The organism is Hyphomonas beringensis, from assembly GCF_000682755.1.
GTDB lineage: Bacteria > Pseudomonadota > Alphaproteobacteria > Caulobacterales > Hyphomonadaceae > Hyphomonas > Hyphomonas beringensis.
In genome coordinates this window covers 100921-119914 of the sequence record NZ_AWFF01000032.1, presented here as the reverse complement: position 1 = coordinate 119914, position 18994 = coordinate 100921, and the positions used below count along the sequence as shown (strand labels likewise).

14 protein-coding genes and 1 riboswitch are annotated in these 18994 nt (G+C 59.6%); of the genes, 12 read left to right on the top strand and 2 right to left on the bottom strand.

Features of this window, described 5'->3' with window-relative positions:
- The first annotated feature begins 68 nt into the window (after positions 1 to 68).
- From HY29_RS07255 to gcvPB, 7 genes are all read left to right on the top strand, one after another.
- Positions 69 to 1199, top strand: a complete 1131-nt coding sequence (locus tag HY29_RS07255; RefSeq protein WP_034794839.1) for a DUF697 domain-containing protein — start codon at positions 69 to 71, stop codon at positions 1197 to 1199.
- 99 nt (positions 1200 to 1298) lie between these two features.
- Positions 1299 to 2312, top strand: a complete 1014-nt coding sequence (locus tag HY29_RS07250) for a hypothetical protein (RefSeq protein ID WP_034794837.1) — start codon at positions 1299 to 1301, stop codon at positions 2310 to 2312.
- On the top strand, positions 2309 to 3361 hold the full coding sequence (locus tag HY29_RS07245; protein ID WP_034794826.1) for an endonuclease/exonuclease/phosphatase family protein: 1053 nt from the start codon (positions 2309 to 2311) through the stop codon (positions 3359 to 3361). The genes HY29_RS07250 and HY29_RS07245 overlap by 4 nt, the downstream gene beginning before the upstream one ends.
- Positions 3362 to 3456: 95 nt before the next feature.
- Positions 3457 to 3548, top strand: a riboswitch (glycine riboswitch).
- Between the two features lie 145 nt (positions 3549 to 3693).
- Positions 3694 to 4851: a glycine cleavage system aminomethyltransferase GcvT gene (gene gcvT / locus HY29_RS07240; RefSeq protein WP_034794821.1), complete on the top strand. Its 1158-nt coding sequence runs from the start codon at positions 3694 to 3696 to the stop codon at positions 4849 to 4851.
- Between the two features lie 11 nt (positions 4852 to 4862).
- A complete protein-coding gene (gcvH, locus tag HY29_RS07235; protein ID WP_034794818.1) occupies positions 4863 to 5252 on the top strand; it encodes a glycine cleavage system protein GcvH in 390 nt (129 codons plus the stop codon).
- 30 nt (positions 5253 to 5282) lie between these two features.
- Entirely contained in the window at positions 5283 to 6626 is a 1344-nt protein-coding gene (gene gcvPA, locus HY29_RS07230) for an aminomethyl-transferring glycine dehydrogenase subunit GcvPA (protein ID WP_034794815.1), read from the top strand.
- Complete coding sequence (gene gcvPB / locus HY29_RS07225; RefSeq protein ID WP_034794798.1) at positions 6626 to 8200, top strand: aminomethyl-transferring glycine dehydrogenase subunit GcvPB; 1575 nt, start codon at positions 6626 to 6628, stop codon at positions 8198 to 8200. The genes gcvPA and gcvPB overlap by 1 nt, the downstream gene beginning before the upstream one ends.
- Before the next feature lie 3 nt (positions 8201 to 8203).
- On the opposite strand, the gene HY29_RS07220 is transcribed toward gcvPB, so the two are convergent.
- Positions 8204 to 9583, bottom strand: coding sequence for an acyltransferase family protein (locus HY29_RS07220; protein WP_034794795.1), 1380 nt, complete (start codon positions 9581 to 9583; stop codon positions 8204 to 8206).
- Between the two features lie 155 nt (positions 9584 to 9738).
- Between HY29_RS07220 and HY29_RS07215 the strand changes: the two genes are divergently transcribed.
- From HY29_RS07215 to HY29_RS07205, 3 genes are all read left to right on the top strand, one after another.
- Positions 9739 to 10068: a hypothetical protein gene (locus tag HY29_RS07215; RefSeq protein WP_034795163.1), complete on the top strand. Its 330-nt coding sequence runs from the start codon at positions 9739 to 9741 to the stop codon at positions 10066 to 10068.
- Between the two features lie 127 nt (positions 10069 to 10195).
- Positions 10196 to 11611, top strand: coding sequence for an amidohydrolase (locus HY29_RS07210; protein ID WP_034794792.1), 1416 nt, complete (start codon positions 10196 to 10198; stop codon positions 11609 to 11611).
- Positions 11608 to 12879 (top strand): amidohydrolase family protein, encoded by a 1272-nt coding sequence (locus HY29_RS07205; RefSeq protein ID WP_034794789.1) that lies wholly within the window; start codon positions 11608 to 11610, stop codon positions 12877 to 12879. Before HY29_RS07210 ends, HY29_RS07205 begins: the two co-directional genes overlap by 4 nt.
- A 26-nt stretch (positions 12880 to 12905) precedes the next feature.
- On the opposite strand, the gene HY29_RS07200 is transcribed toward HY29_RS07205, so the two are convergent.
- Positions 12906 to 16376 (bottom strand): peptidoglycan-binding protein, encoded by a 3471-nt coding sequence (locus tag HY29_RS07200; RefSeq protein ID WP_034794787.1) that lies wholly within the window; start codon positions 16374 to 16376, stop codon positions 12906 to 12908.
- 217 nt (positions 16377 to 16593) lie between these two features.
- On the opposite strand from HY29_RS07200, the gene HY29_RS07195 reads away from it, so the two are divergent.
- Both HY29_RS07195 and HY29_RS07190 read left to right on the top strand, forming a co-directional pair.
- A complete protein-coding gene (locus tag HY29_RS07195) occupies positions 16594 to 17073 on the top strand; it encodes a MerR family transcriptional regulator (RefSeq protein ID WP_051601235.1) in 480 nt (159 codons plus the stop codon).
- A 110-nt stretch (positions 17074 to 17183) separates the two neighbouring features.
- On the top strand, positions 17184 to 18968 hold the full coding sequence (locus HY29_RS07190; RefSeq protein WP_034794783.1) for an acyl-CoA dehydrogenase C-terminal domain-containing protein: 1785 nt from the start codon (positions 17184 to 17186) through the stop codon (positions 18966 to 18968).
- Positions 18969 to 18994: the final 26 nt, after the last annotated feature.

The following is an 18994-nucleotide window of genomic DNA, read 5'->3' as shown; positions in this document are numbered from 1 at the left end:
GCGGGATGTTCGATCCCGCCTGATCCCTCTAAGCTGTTATCTGAAACAGCCCATGGAGGAGTTCAGACATGGCCACGCAGGTCCCCAAGGTTCCAGACGCAGCCGCGCGCCCCGCACCGGACTGGGAGTTTGCCTCGCAATGGGCGAAGGCCTGGCGCGTGATCAAATGGTCCGGCTTTGCCCTGCTGGCGCTGGCCTTCCTGACCGTGATCGGACAGGGCTTTCTGTTCTACCGCATGTTCGACGACGTGCACCCTTTGCTGGGCTATGGCTTCATCCTGCTGTTGGCCGGGTTGCTGATCATGCTGGTGGGCCGGCCGATTGCCTCTTTTTTGTCGATGCCGGTTGCGGCCAAGCCGCCGCACACTCTGTTCGATATTGAGGATCCGGACATTCTGGTCCTGTCGGACCGTCTGAAATATGACCTCAAATATCTGAACATGCTGAAGCGCAATCCGCTGCTGAAGGAAGAATTGCCGGCCATGCAGGCTGGCCTGATCGAGGGGCGAGCCCTGTTGGCGCGCATGGGCAAGGCGCAGCTGAGCGAGGCGGCAGAACTGGCCATGGCGCTGGAAGCTTTCCAGCAGGCGCATATCGAGGGGCATCTGCGCAAGCTGGATGCGCGCGTCGACAAGCTGATCCATTCCGAAGCCGTGGGTGTGGGCGTCGCCACGGCATTCTCCATGAATGGTACGGTGGATGCGTTCATCGTGCTATGGCGCAATGTGAATCTCGTGGCGAAGATCTCGCAGATCTATTTCGGACGGCCGCATCTGGGCGGCACCTTGCTGATCCTGCGCGATGTGATGGCCATCGTCGTGATCAGCCGCGCGCTGGAAGACGTGACTGACATGACAGGGGACGTGATCGGTGGATTGCTGGGCCGCATGGGCGGGCTGATCGCGGGCCCGGTGATGGACGGCGCCGTGAACGCCATGCTGACACTGAAGCTCGGCTATCTGGCCAAGCGCCGCTGCCGGGCCTTCAAGGGCTGGTCTGCGCGTCAGGCGCGGTCGATCTCTGCTGAGGCGCTGGAGCGGGTGAAACGCGAATCCGGTTCGGTCGCGACCGATCTGCTGAAGGCCTGCGGCGGGCTGACCTCTCGCGCAGCCTGGGCGGCGGAACGAACGATGTCCGGCTCTCGCAATGCCTGGTCACTGGTGCAGAGCTGGTTCGGGCGCAAGCCATCGAGCGCCTGACGACAGGCGAACGCCCTGTTCGTATTCGGATTGCCTGATGCTGTTTTCCTTGGCAAAAAGTCAGATGGGATTGGTGGACCTGTAGAGGAGGGGCGCGGGATGATCCTGCTTGTAGGCTGGGCAATTGCGGTGATTACCGTGGCGATCGGATATGTCATCGCCGGGCCGATCTGGGTGAAGCGGCATTCGCTGCGCTTCCGTGTGGGCCATACGCTACGCCGGTGTAGCGGCATGTATGGCGAGATCGCGCTGGTCACATTCGGCGCGATGCTGGTCTACCTGATCGATCAGTCGAGCCCGAGCACGACGGTGGACGAGTTGGTCATGGCCTGGCCTATGGTCTCGCTTGGCGCGCTGATCCTTGTGGGGCTGGTGGTGTATGTGCATGGCATCCGCACGGCCATGGCCGCCGACGTGGGGGAGCGCGGACGCCTTGGCTTTACCTATTCGATCTATGGCGTGTTCAGCACGGTCTTCTTTGCGGGCGGTCTTGCCCTGATCGCGTTGGTCGTGACGCAGGCGCTGGCCGATGCGAGCAATTTTTCCCAACTGTCTGAGGCGGCCATTGCGGAGCTGCCCATGTCCGGCGCAGCGGACACCGATGCGCTGCAGCGCGGGCTGGAGCTGTCTTATCTCGATACGCAATTGCTGTTGTCCAAAGCCGAGGACAGCATGTCGCCGGTCTTCGTGTTCATGGCGGGCATCTTCACGATCAATCTGGCGATCCGCCTGACCCCACTGCGCAGCCTGTTCATCAACAATGCCGTGCTGTTGACCATCGTGACGACTATCATTGGCGTGATTGCCGTACTGGTGGTCGGGGCGTGGACCTATATCGGCTATTACTCCTCCTTCATAAATGACTATCTGGCTGCGCTGGCGGAGTTTCGCCCCTTTATCGTGACGGCCAATCCAGACGCCCTGGAGAGGTATTCCGATATCTATGTCGAGATGATCGATCAGAAGGCCTTGTTGGGCTTTGTGACTCGGATCAGCAATGAATGGGGTGGTGTTGCCGCCGTCCTGGGTGTGACACAGTGGATTGTGGAACAGTTCAATCGTCCCGAGCAGGAGGAGAGCCCGGCACATGCCCATGAGCCGGCGGAAGCATGATGCGGAAACTTTATATACCGATCATCGTGATTGGCTTAGCCATTGTTTATCTGGCGCTAGCGGGGTGTGTGACCTTGACCGACAAATCCATTCCCGTTGAGCAGGCGAGCCCTGCGGCAGCGCTGAAGCCTGCCAGCGAGCCGCTGACGATCATGACGTGGAATATCGGCTATTCAGGCCTCGGCAAGGAATCTGACTTCAAGGCCGATGGCGGCTCCATGCTGCGCCCGCCGAGCAAGGCGATTGTCCGCAAGAATCTGGAGGGCATCCAAGGCGTCCTGCGCGAGCAGCAGCCGGATGTCGTTCTGATGCAGGAACTGGCCGGGCCTGGTTTCCTGACGCGCGGCGTGAATGTGGTCGGCGGTGTCGAGAAGGCGCTGCCGGACTATTCCATGTTCTTCTCCTCAGACATTCGCACGCGCCTGTTTCCAGGGCCGCTGTCGCTGAAGCATGGGCTGGGAACGTTCCTGAAAGTCGCCAATGATGGCACCCAAATCGAGCGCATTCCGGAAGAGCCCGAAGCGATGATGGGCATCATCCGCCGCCGCTATCATGTGCAGGTGACGGAGCTGACCGCTGACGGTCAGGACTGGGCGCTGATCAATGTGCACCTCTCTGCCTTCGACGAGGGGGCGAATACGCGGATGCAGCAGCTGACGGCGGTGCTCAATCTGGCGCGGTCCTATTACGCGGCGGGCAAGGCGGTGGCTGTGGGCGGCGACTGGAACATGCGCCTGGCGCCGACAGATTATGCCTATACCGCAGATGATTCCGCGCAGTTCTGGATTCATGACTTCCCGCGAGATGAACTGGATGAAGGCTGGCAGATTGCGGTCGACACGCGTGTGCCGAGCGTACGCACCAATGAGCAGCCCTATACGCCCGGCGTGAACTACACGACCAATATCGACGGGCTGGTTGTTTCCCCGAATGTGGAGATCGTGTCGGCAGAGGGGCTGGATCTTGGGTTTGAATACACAGACCACCAGCCCGTGATCCTCAAATTGCGCCACCGCGAGGAGGCCGCAGCGCCCGTCAGCACGCAATAATGCCCATTGGGTTGGCAGGCGGCATTTTACGACAGGTATTTGATCAAGACGCGCTTGCTGATGTCAGGAATCCGCGCTAACCGGAGCGCAGAACAAGCTTCCTCCCGGGAGAGAGCGGGTATCAAGTCCCGCCGCCGAAGGCGCAACCGCCCCGGAAACGCTCAGGCAAAAGGGCCGGGAGAGAAGGAAACACGCTGGAAAGAGACGGGCTGATTGTGCCGTCTCGCCGAAGGAGCAAGCCCGCATGCCGGGCGGAATCTCTCAGGCGCCCAAGACAGCGGGGGCGACGAAGCGCAGCCACGGGGCTGCTCCGTCACCTATGAAAGGGCGTCATGTCTGACCAGACGACAGAGAATCTGAAGCGCACACCGCTATACGATGTGCATGTGGAACATGGCGCAAAGCTCGTGCCGTTCGCAGGCTATGAGATGCCTGTGCAATACCCGATGGGCGTGAAGGACGAGCATCTGTGGACCCGCGAAAAAGCCGGTCTGTTTGATGTGTCTCACATGGGCCCGTGTTTCCTGTCTCTGGAGGACGGGATTGGCGGCGGAGACGAGGCGCATGCGAAGATCGCAGCGCTGGTCGAAACGCTGGTGCCGTCTGACATTGCCGGCCTGAAGGAAGGTCAGGCCCGCCTGACCGTTCTGCTGAACGAGGATGGCGGCATTCTGGATGATCTGATTATCACCCGTCCGATTGGCGAAGCGGCCCAGGGCTCTCTCTACATTGTCGTGAATGGTGCCGTGAAGGATGCCGACTGGGCGCTCTTTGAGCGGAGCTTTCAGGGCAAGGCCGTGCTGACGCGCGCCGATGACCGCATCCTGTTCGCCCTGCAGGGGCCGAAGGCTGTCGACGTGATGAGCGACTTCTTCCCCGGCTGTGAAGATCTGAAATTCATGCACCACATGCCGTTCGAACTGAACGGCACCAGCTGCATCGTGTCCCGCTGTGGCTATACTGGCGAAGACGGGTTTGAAGTGCTTGTGAAGCCGGAAGCAGGGCTGCCTCTGGTGAAGGAAATGCTGACCGATGAGCGCGTGCAGCCGATTGGTCTGGGCGCGCGGGACTCCCTGCGTCTGGAGGCTGGATTGTGCCTGTACGGTCATGACATGGACCCAACTCGCGACCCGGTCGAAGCTGACCTTGCTTGGGTTATCCAGAAAGTGCGCCGTGAACGCGCAGACTTTCCGGGGGCGGATCGTATTCTGAAGGCCCGCGCTGAAGGCCCGGCCGAGAAGCGCGTGGGCATTCGCCCACTGGAGCGCGCCCCGGCCCGCGAAGGCACGATGATCGAAGTTGGCGGCGAGCCAGTTGGTATCGTCACCTCCGGCGGCTTTGGCCCTAGCGTCGATCACCCGGTCGCCATGGGCTATGTGCGCAGCGATCTGGCTGAGCCCGGCACGAAGATTGATCTCATGGTGCGGGGCAAGGCCCGCCCGGCGGAAGTGGTTTCGCTTCCATTTGTTCCACATAATTACAAGCGATAGGAGCGTCCCTCATGACCCGCTATACTCAGCCCACCACTTTCTACACCAAGGAACATGAATGGGTGACCGTTCATAACGACCTCGCAACGGTCGGCATCACCCATTACGCCGAGAACCAACTGGGTGACATTGTATTTGTCGAACTGCCGGACGTTGGCGCTGAATTCTCGACCGGTGATGACATGGCCGTCGTCGAGAGCGTGAAGGCCGCATCTGACGTGTACGCACCGATCGCTGGCAAAGTGGTCGAAGTGAACCCGGTGCTGGCTGACAAGCCGGAGACGGTGAATGAATCCCCTCGCGAAAAAGGCTGGTTCTGTGTCCTGGAAATCAAGGATGGCGCAGAAATCGCCAAACTGATGGATGAAGAAGCCTACAAGGCATTCTGCGAAGGCCTGTAAGGCCCCTGTCACTCTGACGGAGTAACGATTATGAGATACCTCCCCCTGAGCCCGGAAGACCGTGCCGAGATGCTGGACGTCATCGGCGCGAAATCCGTTGATGAGTTCTACGCTGATGTGCCGGAGGCCGCCCGCCTGAAAGGCACCATCGAAGGCCTGCCGAACTATCAGGGGGAGCTGGCCGTTGAGCGTCATCTGTCGAAGCTGGCGGCGAAGAACCGCTCTGCCTCTTCCGGCCCGTTCTTCGTCGGCGCTGGTGCGTATCAGCACCACGTGCCGGCAACGGTCGACATGATCATTCAGCGTTCGGAATTCCTGACGACCTATACACCTTACCAGCCGGAAATCGCGCAGGGCACATTGCAGACCCTGTTCGAGTTCCAGACGCAAGTTGCGGCCATGACGGCGATGGATGTGGCCAACGCCTCCATGTATGACGGCTCCACCGCCTGCGCCGAGGCCGCCATCATGGCGACCCGCGTGACGCGCCGTAAAAAAGTGATCCTGTCTGGCGGCCTGCACCCGCACTATGCCGCCGCCACCAAGATGGTGTGCGAGGCACAGGGCTTTGAAGTGGTTCAGCTGCCGGCAGCCATAGATGATGAAAACGCGCTGGCCGATGCGGTCGATGATGCGACGGCCTGTGTGATTGGTCAGAGTCCGAACGTGTTCGGCACGGTGACGGATCTTTCCAAGTCTGCCGAAGCCGCGCATGACAAAGGCGCTCTGCTGGTGTCCGTCTTCACCGAAGCGGTCTCGCTGGGCCTCGTGACGCCTCCGGGCGAAATGGGCGCAGACATTGCGGTTGGCGAAGGCCAGTCCATTGGCAACGGCCTGAACTTTGGCGGGCCCTATGTCGGCCTGTTTGCCTGCACGCAGAAACTGGTCCGCCAGATGCCGGGCCGCCTGTGTGGCGAGACGGAAGATGCCGACGGCAAGCGTGGCTTTGTGCTGACGCTGTCGACGCGGGAACAGCATATCCGCCGCGACAAGGCGACGTCCAATATCTGTACCAATTCCGGCCTGTGTGCGCTGGCCTTTACGGCGCACATGACACTGCTGGGCGGCAAGGGCCTGGAGCAGATGGCTCTGCTGAACCATGAAGCCGCCTGTGACCTGGCCGATGCGCTGGACGCGATTGACGGGGTCGAGATCCTGACGCCGCGTTTCTTCAACGAGTTTGCCTTCCGCACCCCGATGGACGCGGAAGCCGTGCTCGCCATGCTGGACGAAGCCGGCGTGGTCGGCGGGGTCCGCGCCAGCCGTCTGTTCCCGGACGGCCATATGGGCGACGTGATCCTCTGCGCCGCCACCGAATGTACAACGCCCGAAGACATCGCCGCTTATGCCGCAGCGCTGAAGGAGATCATCTGATGACCATGAACAATCACGGCCGCCCAACATCTCCTGATCATGTTCCGTCTGACCGGAACCTCGACACTGTTTCCGGCTCTCGCGGATTGCTTCAGGCCGAAGGCCTGATCTTCGAGGTCGGCACGCCTGACACGACCGGCGTGGACCTGCCCAAGCCAAAGAACCGTACCGGGCGCCTAGGCGGTGTTGCGCGTAAGAAAGGCACCGGCCTGCCGGGCCTGTCGGAGCCGCAGGCGGTACGTCACTACATGCGCCTCAGCCAGAAGAATTATGCCATCGATCTTGGCCTGTTCCCGCTGGGCAGCTGCACGATGAAGCACAATCCGCGCCTTAATGAGAAGCTGGCTCGCCTGCCGGGCTTTGCCGACATTCACCCGCTGCAGCCGCAAGCCACGGTGCAGGGCGCGCTGGAGCTGATCGACGAACTGGCCGCCTGGCTGAAAACGCTGACCGGCATGCCCGCTGTGGCGATGAGCCCGAAGGCTGGCGCGCATGGCGAGTTCTGCGGCATGATGGCGATCCGCCAAGCGCTTATCGCGCGCGGTGAGGGCGAAACCCGCAAGCGTGTCCTGGTGCCGGCCTCCGCCCACGGAACAAACCCGGCGACGGCTGTGCAGTGCGGCTTTGTCGTGGATGAGATCAAGGCCAATGAAATCGGCCGTGTGAACATGGAGCAGCTGCGCGAGAAGCTGCAGACCTCCGACGACATTGCCGGCATCATGCTGACCAATCCGAACACGTGCGGCCTGTTCGAAAGTGACATCCGCGAGATTGCCGACCTGATCCACGAGGCAGGCGGCTATTTCTATTGCGACGGCGCAAACTTCAACGCGATTGTCGGCCGGGTGCGCCCGGGGGATCTTGGCGTTGATGCGATGCACATCAATCTGCACAAGACCTTCTCCACCCCGCATGGCGGCGGCGGCCCGGGCTCTGGCCCGACAGTGCTGTCTGAAGCGCTGGCGCCTTATGCGCCGGTACCGTTCGTGGTGAAGGATGAAGACGGCGTCTTCCGTCTGGTCGAGGATATGGAAGGCGATGCGAGCGAAAGCTTTGGCCGCATGGTGGCCTTCCATGGCCAGATGGGCATGTTCGTGCGCGCGCTGACCTACATTCTCAGCCATGGTGCAGATGGTCTGAAGCAGGCGTCAGAAGATGCTGTGCTGAATGCCAACTACATCCAGTCGCGCCTGAAATCGGTCATGACGCCCGCCTTTGATGGCTATTGCATGCACGAGGCGCTGTTCTCTGACGCGTTCACGGCTGAGGGCATCGAAACCATCGACATCGCGAAATCCCTGATTGATGAGGGCTATCACCCGATGACGATGTACTTCCCGCTGGTGGTACATGGCGCGATGCTGATCGAGCCGACGGAATCGGAATCGAAGGCCGAGTTGGATCGCTTCTGCGACTCGCTGGAGTCTATCGCCCGTCGTGCAGCCCAAGGCGACGAAACGCTGAAAGGCGCGCCATATCTGGCCCCGATGCGGCGTCTGGACGAGACCAAAGCCGCCCGGAAACCCGTTCTGAAATGGGTGGAGCCGAACGCGGACAGCGTAGCAGCGGAATAGATATCAGGCCGTGGCAGGCTCAGCGAGTTCGCGCTTGTCACGGCCAAACATCTTCTTGCGAAGCCGTCCGAACAGAATGATGCACGGTTTCTCATAGAATTTGTAGACGAGACCGGCTGAGGCAATGCTGATGGCAAGGCCAATCACCGCGAAGGTGATATTGTCCAGCGGGCCTGGATGCCCCAGCTGGAACATCGGTGCCAGAGGCCCGGTCTTGCCGAGTATTTCAAACACATGGCGAAGCAGGCTGAGCACGATCATGTGGCAGAGATAGAGCGAGAAGGACCAGTCGCCGAGACGCACAAAGGCGCCTAATGCCTTGTTGAGCGGTGCCCTCAGGGCCAGCATCCGTTCCGGCATGGATTGCCCGCCGAGCCAGCCGATCCAGATCGTCACCATCATGGCCACCGCGCCGACAAGGATAGCCAATAGGGTTGCGCTCTGCCGCAGGCCGTCAGCGCTTTTGTCATCCAGGCCGTAGAGTTGGTAAATCACCGTGCAGGCGATAATGCCGACTGCGGCGGGTACGAGCCAGGCAAGACGCTGCTGCAGGTCCAGCATGGCCAGGCCGTAGATCAGCGCTGCGCTGGGCAGGCCAAACCACATGACCCGGCCCCATTCGAGCGTATGCGTCGTTTCCAGACCCTGGTAACACAGCGCCGCCATCAGCCACAGCGTGGCCAGCAACGTCACCGCACCCGCACGCCAATGCAGGCCGGACATGATGATCAGGCCAACAGCTGCGCCAAGGATGAACTCCATCGTCATCGGGTAGAAGAACAGGGCAGGCAGATCGACAGCCAGCGGGCCCGACAGCCCCAACAGTGAACCGCCTATCACCCAGCCACCCCAGATCAGCAGCAGAGCAGGCAGCCATCGCCGCGGCAGCAGCAGCATCAGGGCGAAGACGAAGTAGAAGTAGACTTCATGCACCAAGGTCCAGCCGACACCTAGGATCGGGTGTTCCTGTTGTGGCACCAGTGCGAAGGACTTCAGCAGGTATGGGATCAGCGGCTCACTGCGAGAGATGGCCTGCCAGCCCTGGCCATGGCCAGAGAGGCCATGCATCCACACCATGTACACGGTCATCATACCGGCAAACAGCCACCAGACCGGATAGATGCGGGTAATCCGCGCAAACAGGAAGTCGGCGGCACTTTTTACACCTGCTTTCAGGTCATCGGTCACATAGACCATGATGAAACCGGAGATGACGAAGAACAGGTCCACGCCGGCATAGCCATTGGAGAACATGCCGCTGATAATGCCATGTTCGGTCAGGCCATTGGCTTGGATACTGAGGCTTTCCAGAGACCGAATATGGTAGAGAACGACGAGAAGGGCAGCCAGACCTCTCAATACCTGTATGGACTGCAGCTTCATCAGGGGCCTCACGCAACTACCTCTCCACTTGGGAGTTCGCTCTGGTGTAGCAATCAGGTAACGTCCACGCCAGAGTTTGAAGGCAACCTGCTGTTTTATGTGGCGCGGCCTGTTACGAGTATCATATTTCCAGAATGGTGGACGACGAGACTTCCTTGGATAATCAGCAGACTACAGCCGCAGTCAAACCGGTCAGCCCCCTGCGCAACGGGGTGCATATAGCCTTTCGCCAGCTATTGGCTCTGCTGGGCCTGATCATGATTGCCGTGGCCATACCTATTGCCTTTCTGACACCGGTGATTCCGGTTGGCCTGCCCATCGCGATCCTTGGCGTTGTTCTGCTGGGGCGGAATGCCATGTGGGGACGCCGCTGGATGGAAGGTGTGCTCAGCCGCCATCCGCGCGTGGAGCGCTTCGCCCCAAACTGGCTGATGCGGCTGGTCTTCGGTCGTGAGAAGAGAGATGTCCGCCCCGACGGCAAATAGTGTCTGATTTCTCACCGGCGCGTCCATTCTGCCGCCTGATGCAGAGCCAGGCCGCTGTGACACTTGCGATAGTTCCAAATGTAAGCACTATAGCCACAAGATTGCGGTAATATGGGGCTCAGATGAAATGAGAATATCACACCGACTGGTCGCCGGCGTGGCGGCAGCTTTTGTGCTGTCGGCTTGCGGTGGCGGTGAGGACAAACCTGCCGACAAGAAGGAAGCGGAGGTAGCGTTCGACAAAAACCCATATCCCTCCACATATTCACCCTATCCAAATGCGCCGGTTCTGATCACCAACGCCACCATCATGGATGGCGAAGGCGCGCTGATCGAGAATGGCAGCCTCTTGCTGGAAGATGGCAAGATTTCCGCCATTGGCAGTGACCTGGAAGCGCCGGAAGGCGCCACGACGATTGATGCGTCAGGTCGTTGGGTGACGCCAGGCATTATCGACAATCACAGCCATCTGGGCGTGTATCCCTCGCCCGGCGTCAGCGCCCATGGCGATGGTAATGAGATTTCCGGGCCTGTAACGGCTGAGGTCTGGTCCGAGCATGGCGTCTGGCCGCAGGACCCGGGCTTCACCCGCGCGCTGGCCGGGGGCATTACCTCCCTGCAGATATTGCCAGGCAGTGCGAACCTGATCGGTGGGCGCGGCGTGATCGTCAAGAACGTGCCAAGCCGTACCGTACAAGGCATGAAATTTCCGGATGCGCCCTACACGCTGAAAATGGCCTGCGGCGAAAACCCGAAGCGCGTCTACGGCTATGGTAATGGATCCTTTCCCGGCGGCGCACCCTATTCCCGCATGGGTAATATGGCTGGCTATCGCACGGCCTGGATCCGCGCGACGGAATACAAGCGCAAATGGGACAAGTATGAGAAAGAGGGCGGCGAGCCGCCGGCCCGCGACCTGGAGCTGGATACGCTGGCGGGCGTACTGAATGGCGACATTCTGGTGCATATGCACTGCTACCGCGCCGACGAGATGGCCCAGATCATGGATATGTCGAAGGAGTTTGGCTACAAGGTCTCTTCCTTCCACCACGCGGTCGAGAGCTACAAGATTGCCGACAAGCTGGCCGAGTATGGCGCGTGTTCTTCCATGTGGGCGGACTGGTGGGGCTTCAAGATGGAAGCCTATGACGGCATTCGCGAGAATATTCCGCTGGTCCACAAGGCAGGTGCGTGTGCTATCGTGCACTCCGATAGCGATGTCGGCATCCAGCGCCTGAACCAGGAGGCCGCCAAGGCGTGGTCGGATGGCCGCAAGATCGGCATCGATATTCCGGAGGAAGAGGCCTGGACATGGCTGTCCCTCAACCCTGCAAAGTCTCTCGGCATTGACGACCGCACCGGCAGCCTGAAACCAGGCAAGATGGCCGATGTGGTGATCTGGTCGGGCGATCCGTTCAGCGTCTACACAAAGGCAGACCAGGTCTTCATCGACGGGGCCTTGATGTATGACCGTGACAATCCAGACGCTGATCCGGTGATGGATTTTGAAATTGGCCAACCTGGTGAAGGAGACCGCAAATGAGGAAGAGTCTTGCAACAGCCCTCGCGGCCTTTACCTGCCTGACCGCGCCCGCACTGGCAGACACATATGTCATCCGTGGAGAGAATGTATGGACTGGCACAAGCCAGGGCACCATCAAGAACGGCGTTGTGGTGATCGAAGATGACCGTATTACGGCCGTTGGCGGCGCCAGCACATCTGTGCCGGATGGGGCCTCCGAGATATCCGCGAAATGGGTAACCCCCGGACTGATCTCTGCCTATTCGCAGACAGGACTGGTTGAGGTCGGGGCCGAAGACCCGACCAATGACGCCCGGGCGGGGGCATCCGTATATTCCATCTCACTCAATGCCGCAGACGGGTTCAATCCTGACGCGACGGCGATTGATGTGACCCGTATCGAAGGCTTTACGCGTCTGGTCGTTGCGCCGCAGACAGGCAATACAATGTTCGGCGGACAGGGCTTCATCGCGGATACGAGCGGCGATCTCGACACGCCGCTTGAGGAGAAAGCGTTCACCGTCATCGCACTTGGCGAGGCCGGCGCAGGCCTGACAGGTGGTTCGCGCGCGTCTGCCATGGCAACACTCAAGGCCGCTCTGGACGATGGCCGGTCCTATCCGACGCGTTACATAGCCAATAGCGAAGGCGACGCACTCAAGCGTTTGGATGCCCAGGCCTTCAGCCCGGCCGCACGGGGTCAGCAGCTGATTATGGTGCGGGCTAACCGCGCGAGCGACCTGAACGCGGTGATGGATCTGGCGGAAGAACAACCTAATCTGAAATTTGTGATTGTGGGCGCAGATGAGGCCTGGCGTGTTGCGCCGCGCCTGGCCCAGCTTGATATTCCGGTTATCGTGGACGCGTTCTCCAATCTGCCCTCCAGCTTCGAGCATCTGGCGGCGACGTCAGAGAATGCCAGCCGACTGGCCGATGCAGGCGTCACTTTTGCGATTGCAAATGTCGGGGATTCTGTCGAGCAGGCACGTCTGGCGAGCCAGATTGCCGGCAATGCGGTGGCCAATGGGCTGGACTTTGATGATGCGCTGGCCGCACTGACCGTCACACCGGCCGAGATATTCAACATGACCGGATACGGAACGCTTGCACCAGGCGCGCACGCAGATGTTGTCGCCTGGGATGGGGACCCGCTGGAAGTTACTTCCGGCCCGGTCGCCGTCATCATTGATGGGGAAACGCAGTCTCTCGAATCCCGTCAGACGCGCCTGCGGGACCGGTATCTCAATCTTGATGAAAGTGAGCGCCCGATGGCGTATCACAAGCCCTGATGATCAATGGCTCAACGCGGGTCGCGTCAGGCACCTGCGTTGAGCTGCTCAATCAGTTCTTCTGTCACGCGGCCGCTTGTTTTCAATCCGCTGTCGGACTGATACTCGCGGATCGCTGTGGCGGTGGATGCCCCAAGAATGCCATCCGGCGTGCCCGCATTATAACCCAGTGTGTTCAGGGCGGTTTGAATGGCTCTGACTTGTTGAGGGTTGCCGAGTTGCCAGGACTGAAGGGCAAAATGGCCATTCACCATATTGTTGGACGGGGCGGCATTCCACAATTCAGCACGGTTCTGGACAGTCGCTGCGGCTTGCGGTGAAAGCTTGGCGCTTAGTTCACGTACTTTCGCCGGGGCGGCGGCATCTCCATTTTGGGCGGCCACGCTGAACCAGTAGAGTGCCTCGCTCAGGTTCGGGCTGATGCCCAGGCCTTCCTCATAGAGGATACCGAGATTGTACTGGCTATCCACGATGCCATATTCCGCAGCCTGACGAAACCATTCGACCGCGCCGGCATAGCTTTGCGGTCCGCCATCGCCTTGCGCCATGAAGACGGCAAGGTCATGCATCGCATTGACGTTACCATTAACGGCAGCGCGCTCGGTCCATTGGCGTGCAAGGGCGAGATCCTTCGGAACGCCCGTGCCTTTTTCATGCAGTTTCGAAAGCCTGTATTGCGCTATAGCTAGGCCGCTGGCCGCCGCCTCCTGCATGAGGTCCGCGCCTTCCTGAAGCTGTCCTTCAGAGAGGTATTGTTGCGCGAGCGTAAAGCGCGCGACGGGGTTGCCTGCTGAGGCGGCGCCTTCCAGCGTATCCGTCTCCGGGATCGGCTCATAGGTGGGAGCCTTCTGAACAATCGTGGCGGACATGATTGACGGGTTTGCAGCGGCGTCAGGGCTAATAGCCGTTTCCGGGCTGGTTTCTGTAACAGGCGCGGCCTCTGCTTCACGGTCAAAGAGTATGTCATCCATGTCGCCAGTCGCAGGAGATGGCGTCTCAGCCTCTGTTTCTGCAGCCTGGGGCAAGTCTGCTCCGAAAGACACATCTTCCGTCTCCGGAGCAATATCTTCAGAAGCGGGGATTGCAGAAGGCGTGTCCTGGGGTGTTGCGGCAGTTGATACTTGTGGCGCGTCCTGAGTGCCCCGCAGGTACAAATATCCCCCAACAGCGGCGCCGGTGATCACAACGGCAGACGCGGCCGCATAAAGCGGCATCTTGCTGTTGGAGCGGTTTGCCTTGGCGGGGACCGTCTTGTCCCTACGTGCAGAGGGCGCGCCGGTCGAGGCGGCAATCGCTGCGCGGCGCGCCATTGCGATATAATTCTCGGCCTCTTCAGGGTGAGCTTCAGACGGGGCTTCTGTCTCTGCTTCTGTCGTTTCGTGCTCTTCGGCTTCGTCCATGAAGTCCTGCGTGTCGATACCATCTTCAAAGGCTTCTGAGTCGAAGATGTCTGAATCGCGGGCTTCGGTATGGCTGTCGTCGGGATCAATCAATGCAAAAAGAGGGTCGCCTTCGCTGTCATGTCCTTCCGTAGCTTGTATGTTTCCAGTCGTGTCAAAGTCGGATGCCGTTTCGAAGAACAGGCCGAGTTCATCATCGTCCTCGTTCTCGTCCTCAAGCTCCATGAAGGGGGCGCCGTCTTCCTCTATATCCTCCTCATAAGGGGAGCGCTTTTGAGCAAGATGATCGGTCAGGCCCCATTCGTCGTTTTGCGCAGGCTGTTCCGGTTCAGGGAAGTCCGTGTCCGGAATTCCAGGTTCGAAATCAGCTTCAAATTCGGATGTTTCAATTTCTTCGGTACGGGGTTCGTCGAAACTGGATGCGCCACCTGTCAAATCGGCACCTGCCGAAGGGGTGTCCATCAAGGGTGTGCCATAGGCCGGGGCGGTCACGTCTTCCAGGCTTTCAAGGCGTGTCGCCAGAGAGGTGATAGCCTTCTGAAGCGGCGAGAGGGAATTTGTTGTCTGTGTCTGAATTTGCTCTAGGCGTTCAGACACATTTGACAGGGCATCCGACAGCCGGTTGTCTGAATCCTTGCGATTTTCATCGATTTGTGTGGCGAGTGTCTGCAAGGCCTTGTCTTGGCGCACTTGCAGGCGCGTGGCGACCTTGGCCACCTGATCACCAATCTGGGATATGGCATCAGCGCTGCGTTGTTCGCTTTCCTTGACGCGTTTATCGACATGGCCTGCCATATCATCCATACGCTCACTGACCATATCGCCAAACTGGCTGATCTCTTGGCGTATGGTATCGCTCGTCAGGGCATCATCGCGGCTTTCAATGTCCTGCAGGCGCTGGTCCAAGCTGGACGACAGGTCGCCGACCTTGCCGGAGACATCTTCAATGGCGCGGTTCTGACGCTCTTCGCTGGAACTGATGCGCTCTTCCACCGTGCCGAGTTGAGAGCGGAGCTCGTCAACGGCTTCGGAGGAATCCGCAGACGCTGCGCGTGAAATCTCTTCCACCAGGTCCTGGCGTGCCTTGTCGACCGTTTCGCGTACGGAGCGCGTGATATCCTCAAAGCGCGCATTGAATTCTTCGCGCAGCTTTTGGGCGATGTCCGGATCGACGCTCTCAGACAGAGTGCCGATTTTCTCGTCCAGCTGACTGTAGGTCGATTCCAGGCTCTGCAGGGCGGTGTCTGTGGCGGCTTCGGCGCGGTTGAGACGGTTCTGGATGCCTTCCATCTTGGAATCCATGGAGTTGACCGCCTCACTGATCCTGGCGTTCATAGCCTCCAGATCTGGCGCTTCCGTCCCGGAGGTCGACATGCTCTCATTGACCTGGCCTTCCAGAGCGGTGAGGCGTTCGGAAAGCTGACGCGCAGTCCCTTCGGCGCGTAGCTCAGCCTGCTCGACGGCCTTTTCCACTCGGGCGGCAGCTTTGGAAAGTGTGTCCTCAACGCGCGTCTCCACGCCTTCCACACGTTCGTTCAGGTTGGAGAAGCCCGCCTCCACCCGGCCCTTGATGGCTTGGGCTTCGTTCTGGGCGAGTTCGTTTTCCTCGAAGACATGGCTGGCGAGTTTGCCGAGGGCCTCTTCCAGAGATTTCAGCGCTTCAAGATTCTCACGGGCAGAATTGTCCTGCTCCATTCGGCGGACCTTGGCCTGCAGCGCCTCATGCGTTTCGCGCAGCTCGTCCAGCAGGCTTTCGACATGGCCTGTCATGGAGGCCGTATTGTGCTCGGAGTCCTCAAGCCGGGCGACGAGCCCAAGGATCGTGTGATCCATGCCGGTGATGGCAAGGGTCGAACGCGCCTCTGTCGCTTCAATACGCTTGGTCAGCTTGTCGATGGTGCTGGAGGCCGCGTCAGGTCTCAGGCGGCGGCTCTCATACGGCGCGGACACTTCGTTCGGTCGGGGCGCTTCCGCAGACATCAGAAGGCGATTTAGATATTCTCCCAGCGTCAGGCCTTCCGCACTGGCGGCCTCCCGCGCGGCATCTCTTGCGCGCTGGTCGATCCCTTTAACGCTCCAGGGCCCTGTCTGGCTCATCCCCATCTCCTAAACAGGCTGAATCGCCCATCGGGATTAACCGATCGGGCAGATTCGTTCACATTTAACTCTTGATGACAGGCGCCGTGTTAAAACTGGGTTAAACGTAAAGAAAATCAGAGAAATTGGTAATATTGGTGCGGATATGAGGCGGCCAGTTCAGAGCAAATAAAAGTTTACGTTGACGTTCGCGTAAGGGCTGATCTAGATTTGCGCCATGACCAACAAGCTCTCCAAAATCTCCGCAGCGGATTCTCGCACCTACACAATTTCCGAGCTTGCTCGCGAGTTCGGCGTAACGCCCAGGGCGCTACGGTTCTACGAAGACAAGGACATGCTCCACCCGGCGCGGGATGGCATGACACGCGTCTATTCGAACAGGGACCGGGCCCGGCTCACCATCATCGTCAGGCTGAAACGGCTCGGCCTGCCGCTCGCGGATATCCGCGAAATCCTTGACCTTTATGTACTGGATGACGGCCAGCGGGCGCAGATGCGCATGTCGCTGGAGAAATTCCGCAAGCAGGCCAAGGAACTGGAAATCCAGCGCAGCGATATCGACACCGCTCTTACCGAGCTGCGCAAGGGTATCGCCTGGCTGGAAACACAAATTGCGAATACCGGCCCGTCGGATGAGAACAAGCGGCAGTTGGCCGCTTATGACGAGATTGCCCGCAGGCAGCTTGACGAGGTTTAGGGCCTTGACTGCTTTCCGTTAGCGGGAAGCAGTGGTCTCTAGAACGACTTTTCCAGAATGGCGCGCTATTCAGCGTAGCCATTCATTCCATACTTAACAGGAAAATTTTCATGCCCCGTTATGATGCTCCCGTCCGCGATATGAAGTTCATCCTGCAGGAGATGCTGCAGATCCAGAACTACTCAAATCTGCCGGGCTTTGAAGAAGCAACGCCGGATTTGGTCAATGCCATTCTGGAAGAGGGTGGCAAGTTTGCCAAAGAGGTTCTGTTCCCGCTGAACGCTGTGGGAGACCATCAGGGCTGCAAGCGTAGTGATGATGCCAGCGTGAAGACACCTGACGGCTTTCCGGACGCTTACCGCCAATTGGTTGAAGGTGGTTGGCCGCTGCTGTCCACTGATCCCGAAATGGGCGGGCAGGGGCTGCCGCATGTCGTGAACATTGCGTGGACCGAGATGGTGTCCTCTTCGAACATGGCCTTCGGCATGTATCCGGGCCTCACCCATGGCGCGTTTCAGGCGCTGATGGCTGGCGGCTCTGACGAGCTGAAGCAGAAATATGGGCCTAAAATGGCATCTGCCGAATGGGCCGGCACAATGAATTTGACCGAGCCGCAATGCGGTACTGACCTCGGCCTGATCAAGACCAAAGCCATCCCGCAGTCTGACGGCACCTACAAGCTGACCGGTCAGAAGATCTGGATTTCCGGCGGTGAGCAGGATTTGACGGAGAATATCATCCACCTTGTGCTGGCGCGTATTGAAGGCGCCCCGGAAGGCATCAAGGGTATCTCCCTGTTCCTCGTTCCGAAATACATGGTGGGCGAAGATGGCTCACTGGGCGAGCGCAATGCCTGCTCCTGTGGTGGCCTGGAAGAGAAAATGGGCATTCACGGCAATGCCACCTGCGTCATGAACTATGATGGTGCGACGGGCTGGCTCGTCGGTGAAGAACATAAAGGCATGCGCACCATGTTCGTCATGATGAACGAGGCGCGCCTCGGTGTTGGCCTGCAGGGCCTGGCCCAAGCTTCGATCGCGTATCAGAACGCTGTGGACTTCGCGAAAGACCGTCTTCAGGGTCGCTCCCTGACCGGCGCGAAAGATCCGGAAAAGCCTGCAGACCCGATCATCGTGCACCCTGATGTGCGTCGTATGTTGATGGACCAGAAAGCCTTTATCGAAGGCGCCCGTGCCTTCACCTACTGGACGGCATTCCAGGGCGACCTGCAGCACAAGTCTCCGGACGAGAAAGTGCGGGAGAAGGCAGGCGACTATATGGCGCTGCTGACACCAGTCGTGAAAGCCTACCTCACCCATAAGGGGTTTGAGACCGCCAATCAGGGGCTGCAGCTGCATGGCGGCTCCGGCTTTACCCGCGAATGGGGCCTGGAGCAGATCGTCCGCGATTGCCGCATCACGCTGATCTATGAAGGCACGAATGGCATTCAGGCGCTGGATCTGGTGGGGCGTAAACTGGCTGCGAATGGTGGCCGCGCAGTATTCAGCTTCTTTGCCGAGCTGGACGACTTTGCCAGCGACATAGAGGGCAATGAAGAGCTGAAGCCGTTTGCCGAAGGTCTGTCACAGGCGAAAGACCAGCTGCAGGAAGCCACAACCTGGCTGATGCAGAATGGCATGACGGACTTCAACAATGCCGGCGCGTCCAGCCACGACTATCTGCACCTCTTCGGTATTACGGCGCTGGCCTATATGTGGGCCCGCATGGCTCAGGTCGCGGTTGAGAATAAGGGATCTGGCGATCCGTATTATGAAGAGAAGCTGGCGACCGGACGCTACTTCCTCGACCGGATGCTGCCAGACGCGGCCGCTCACCTGGCTAAGGTGAAAACGGGCGCGAGCTCCATGATGGCGCTACCGGCAGACGTTTTCTGATAGACTTCCAGTCATGGCGGCGGACC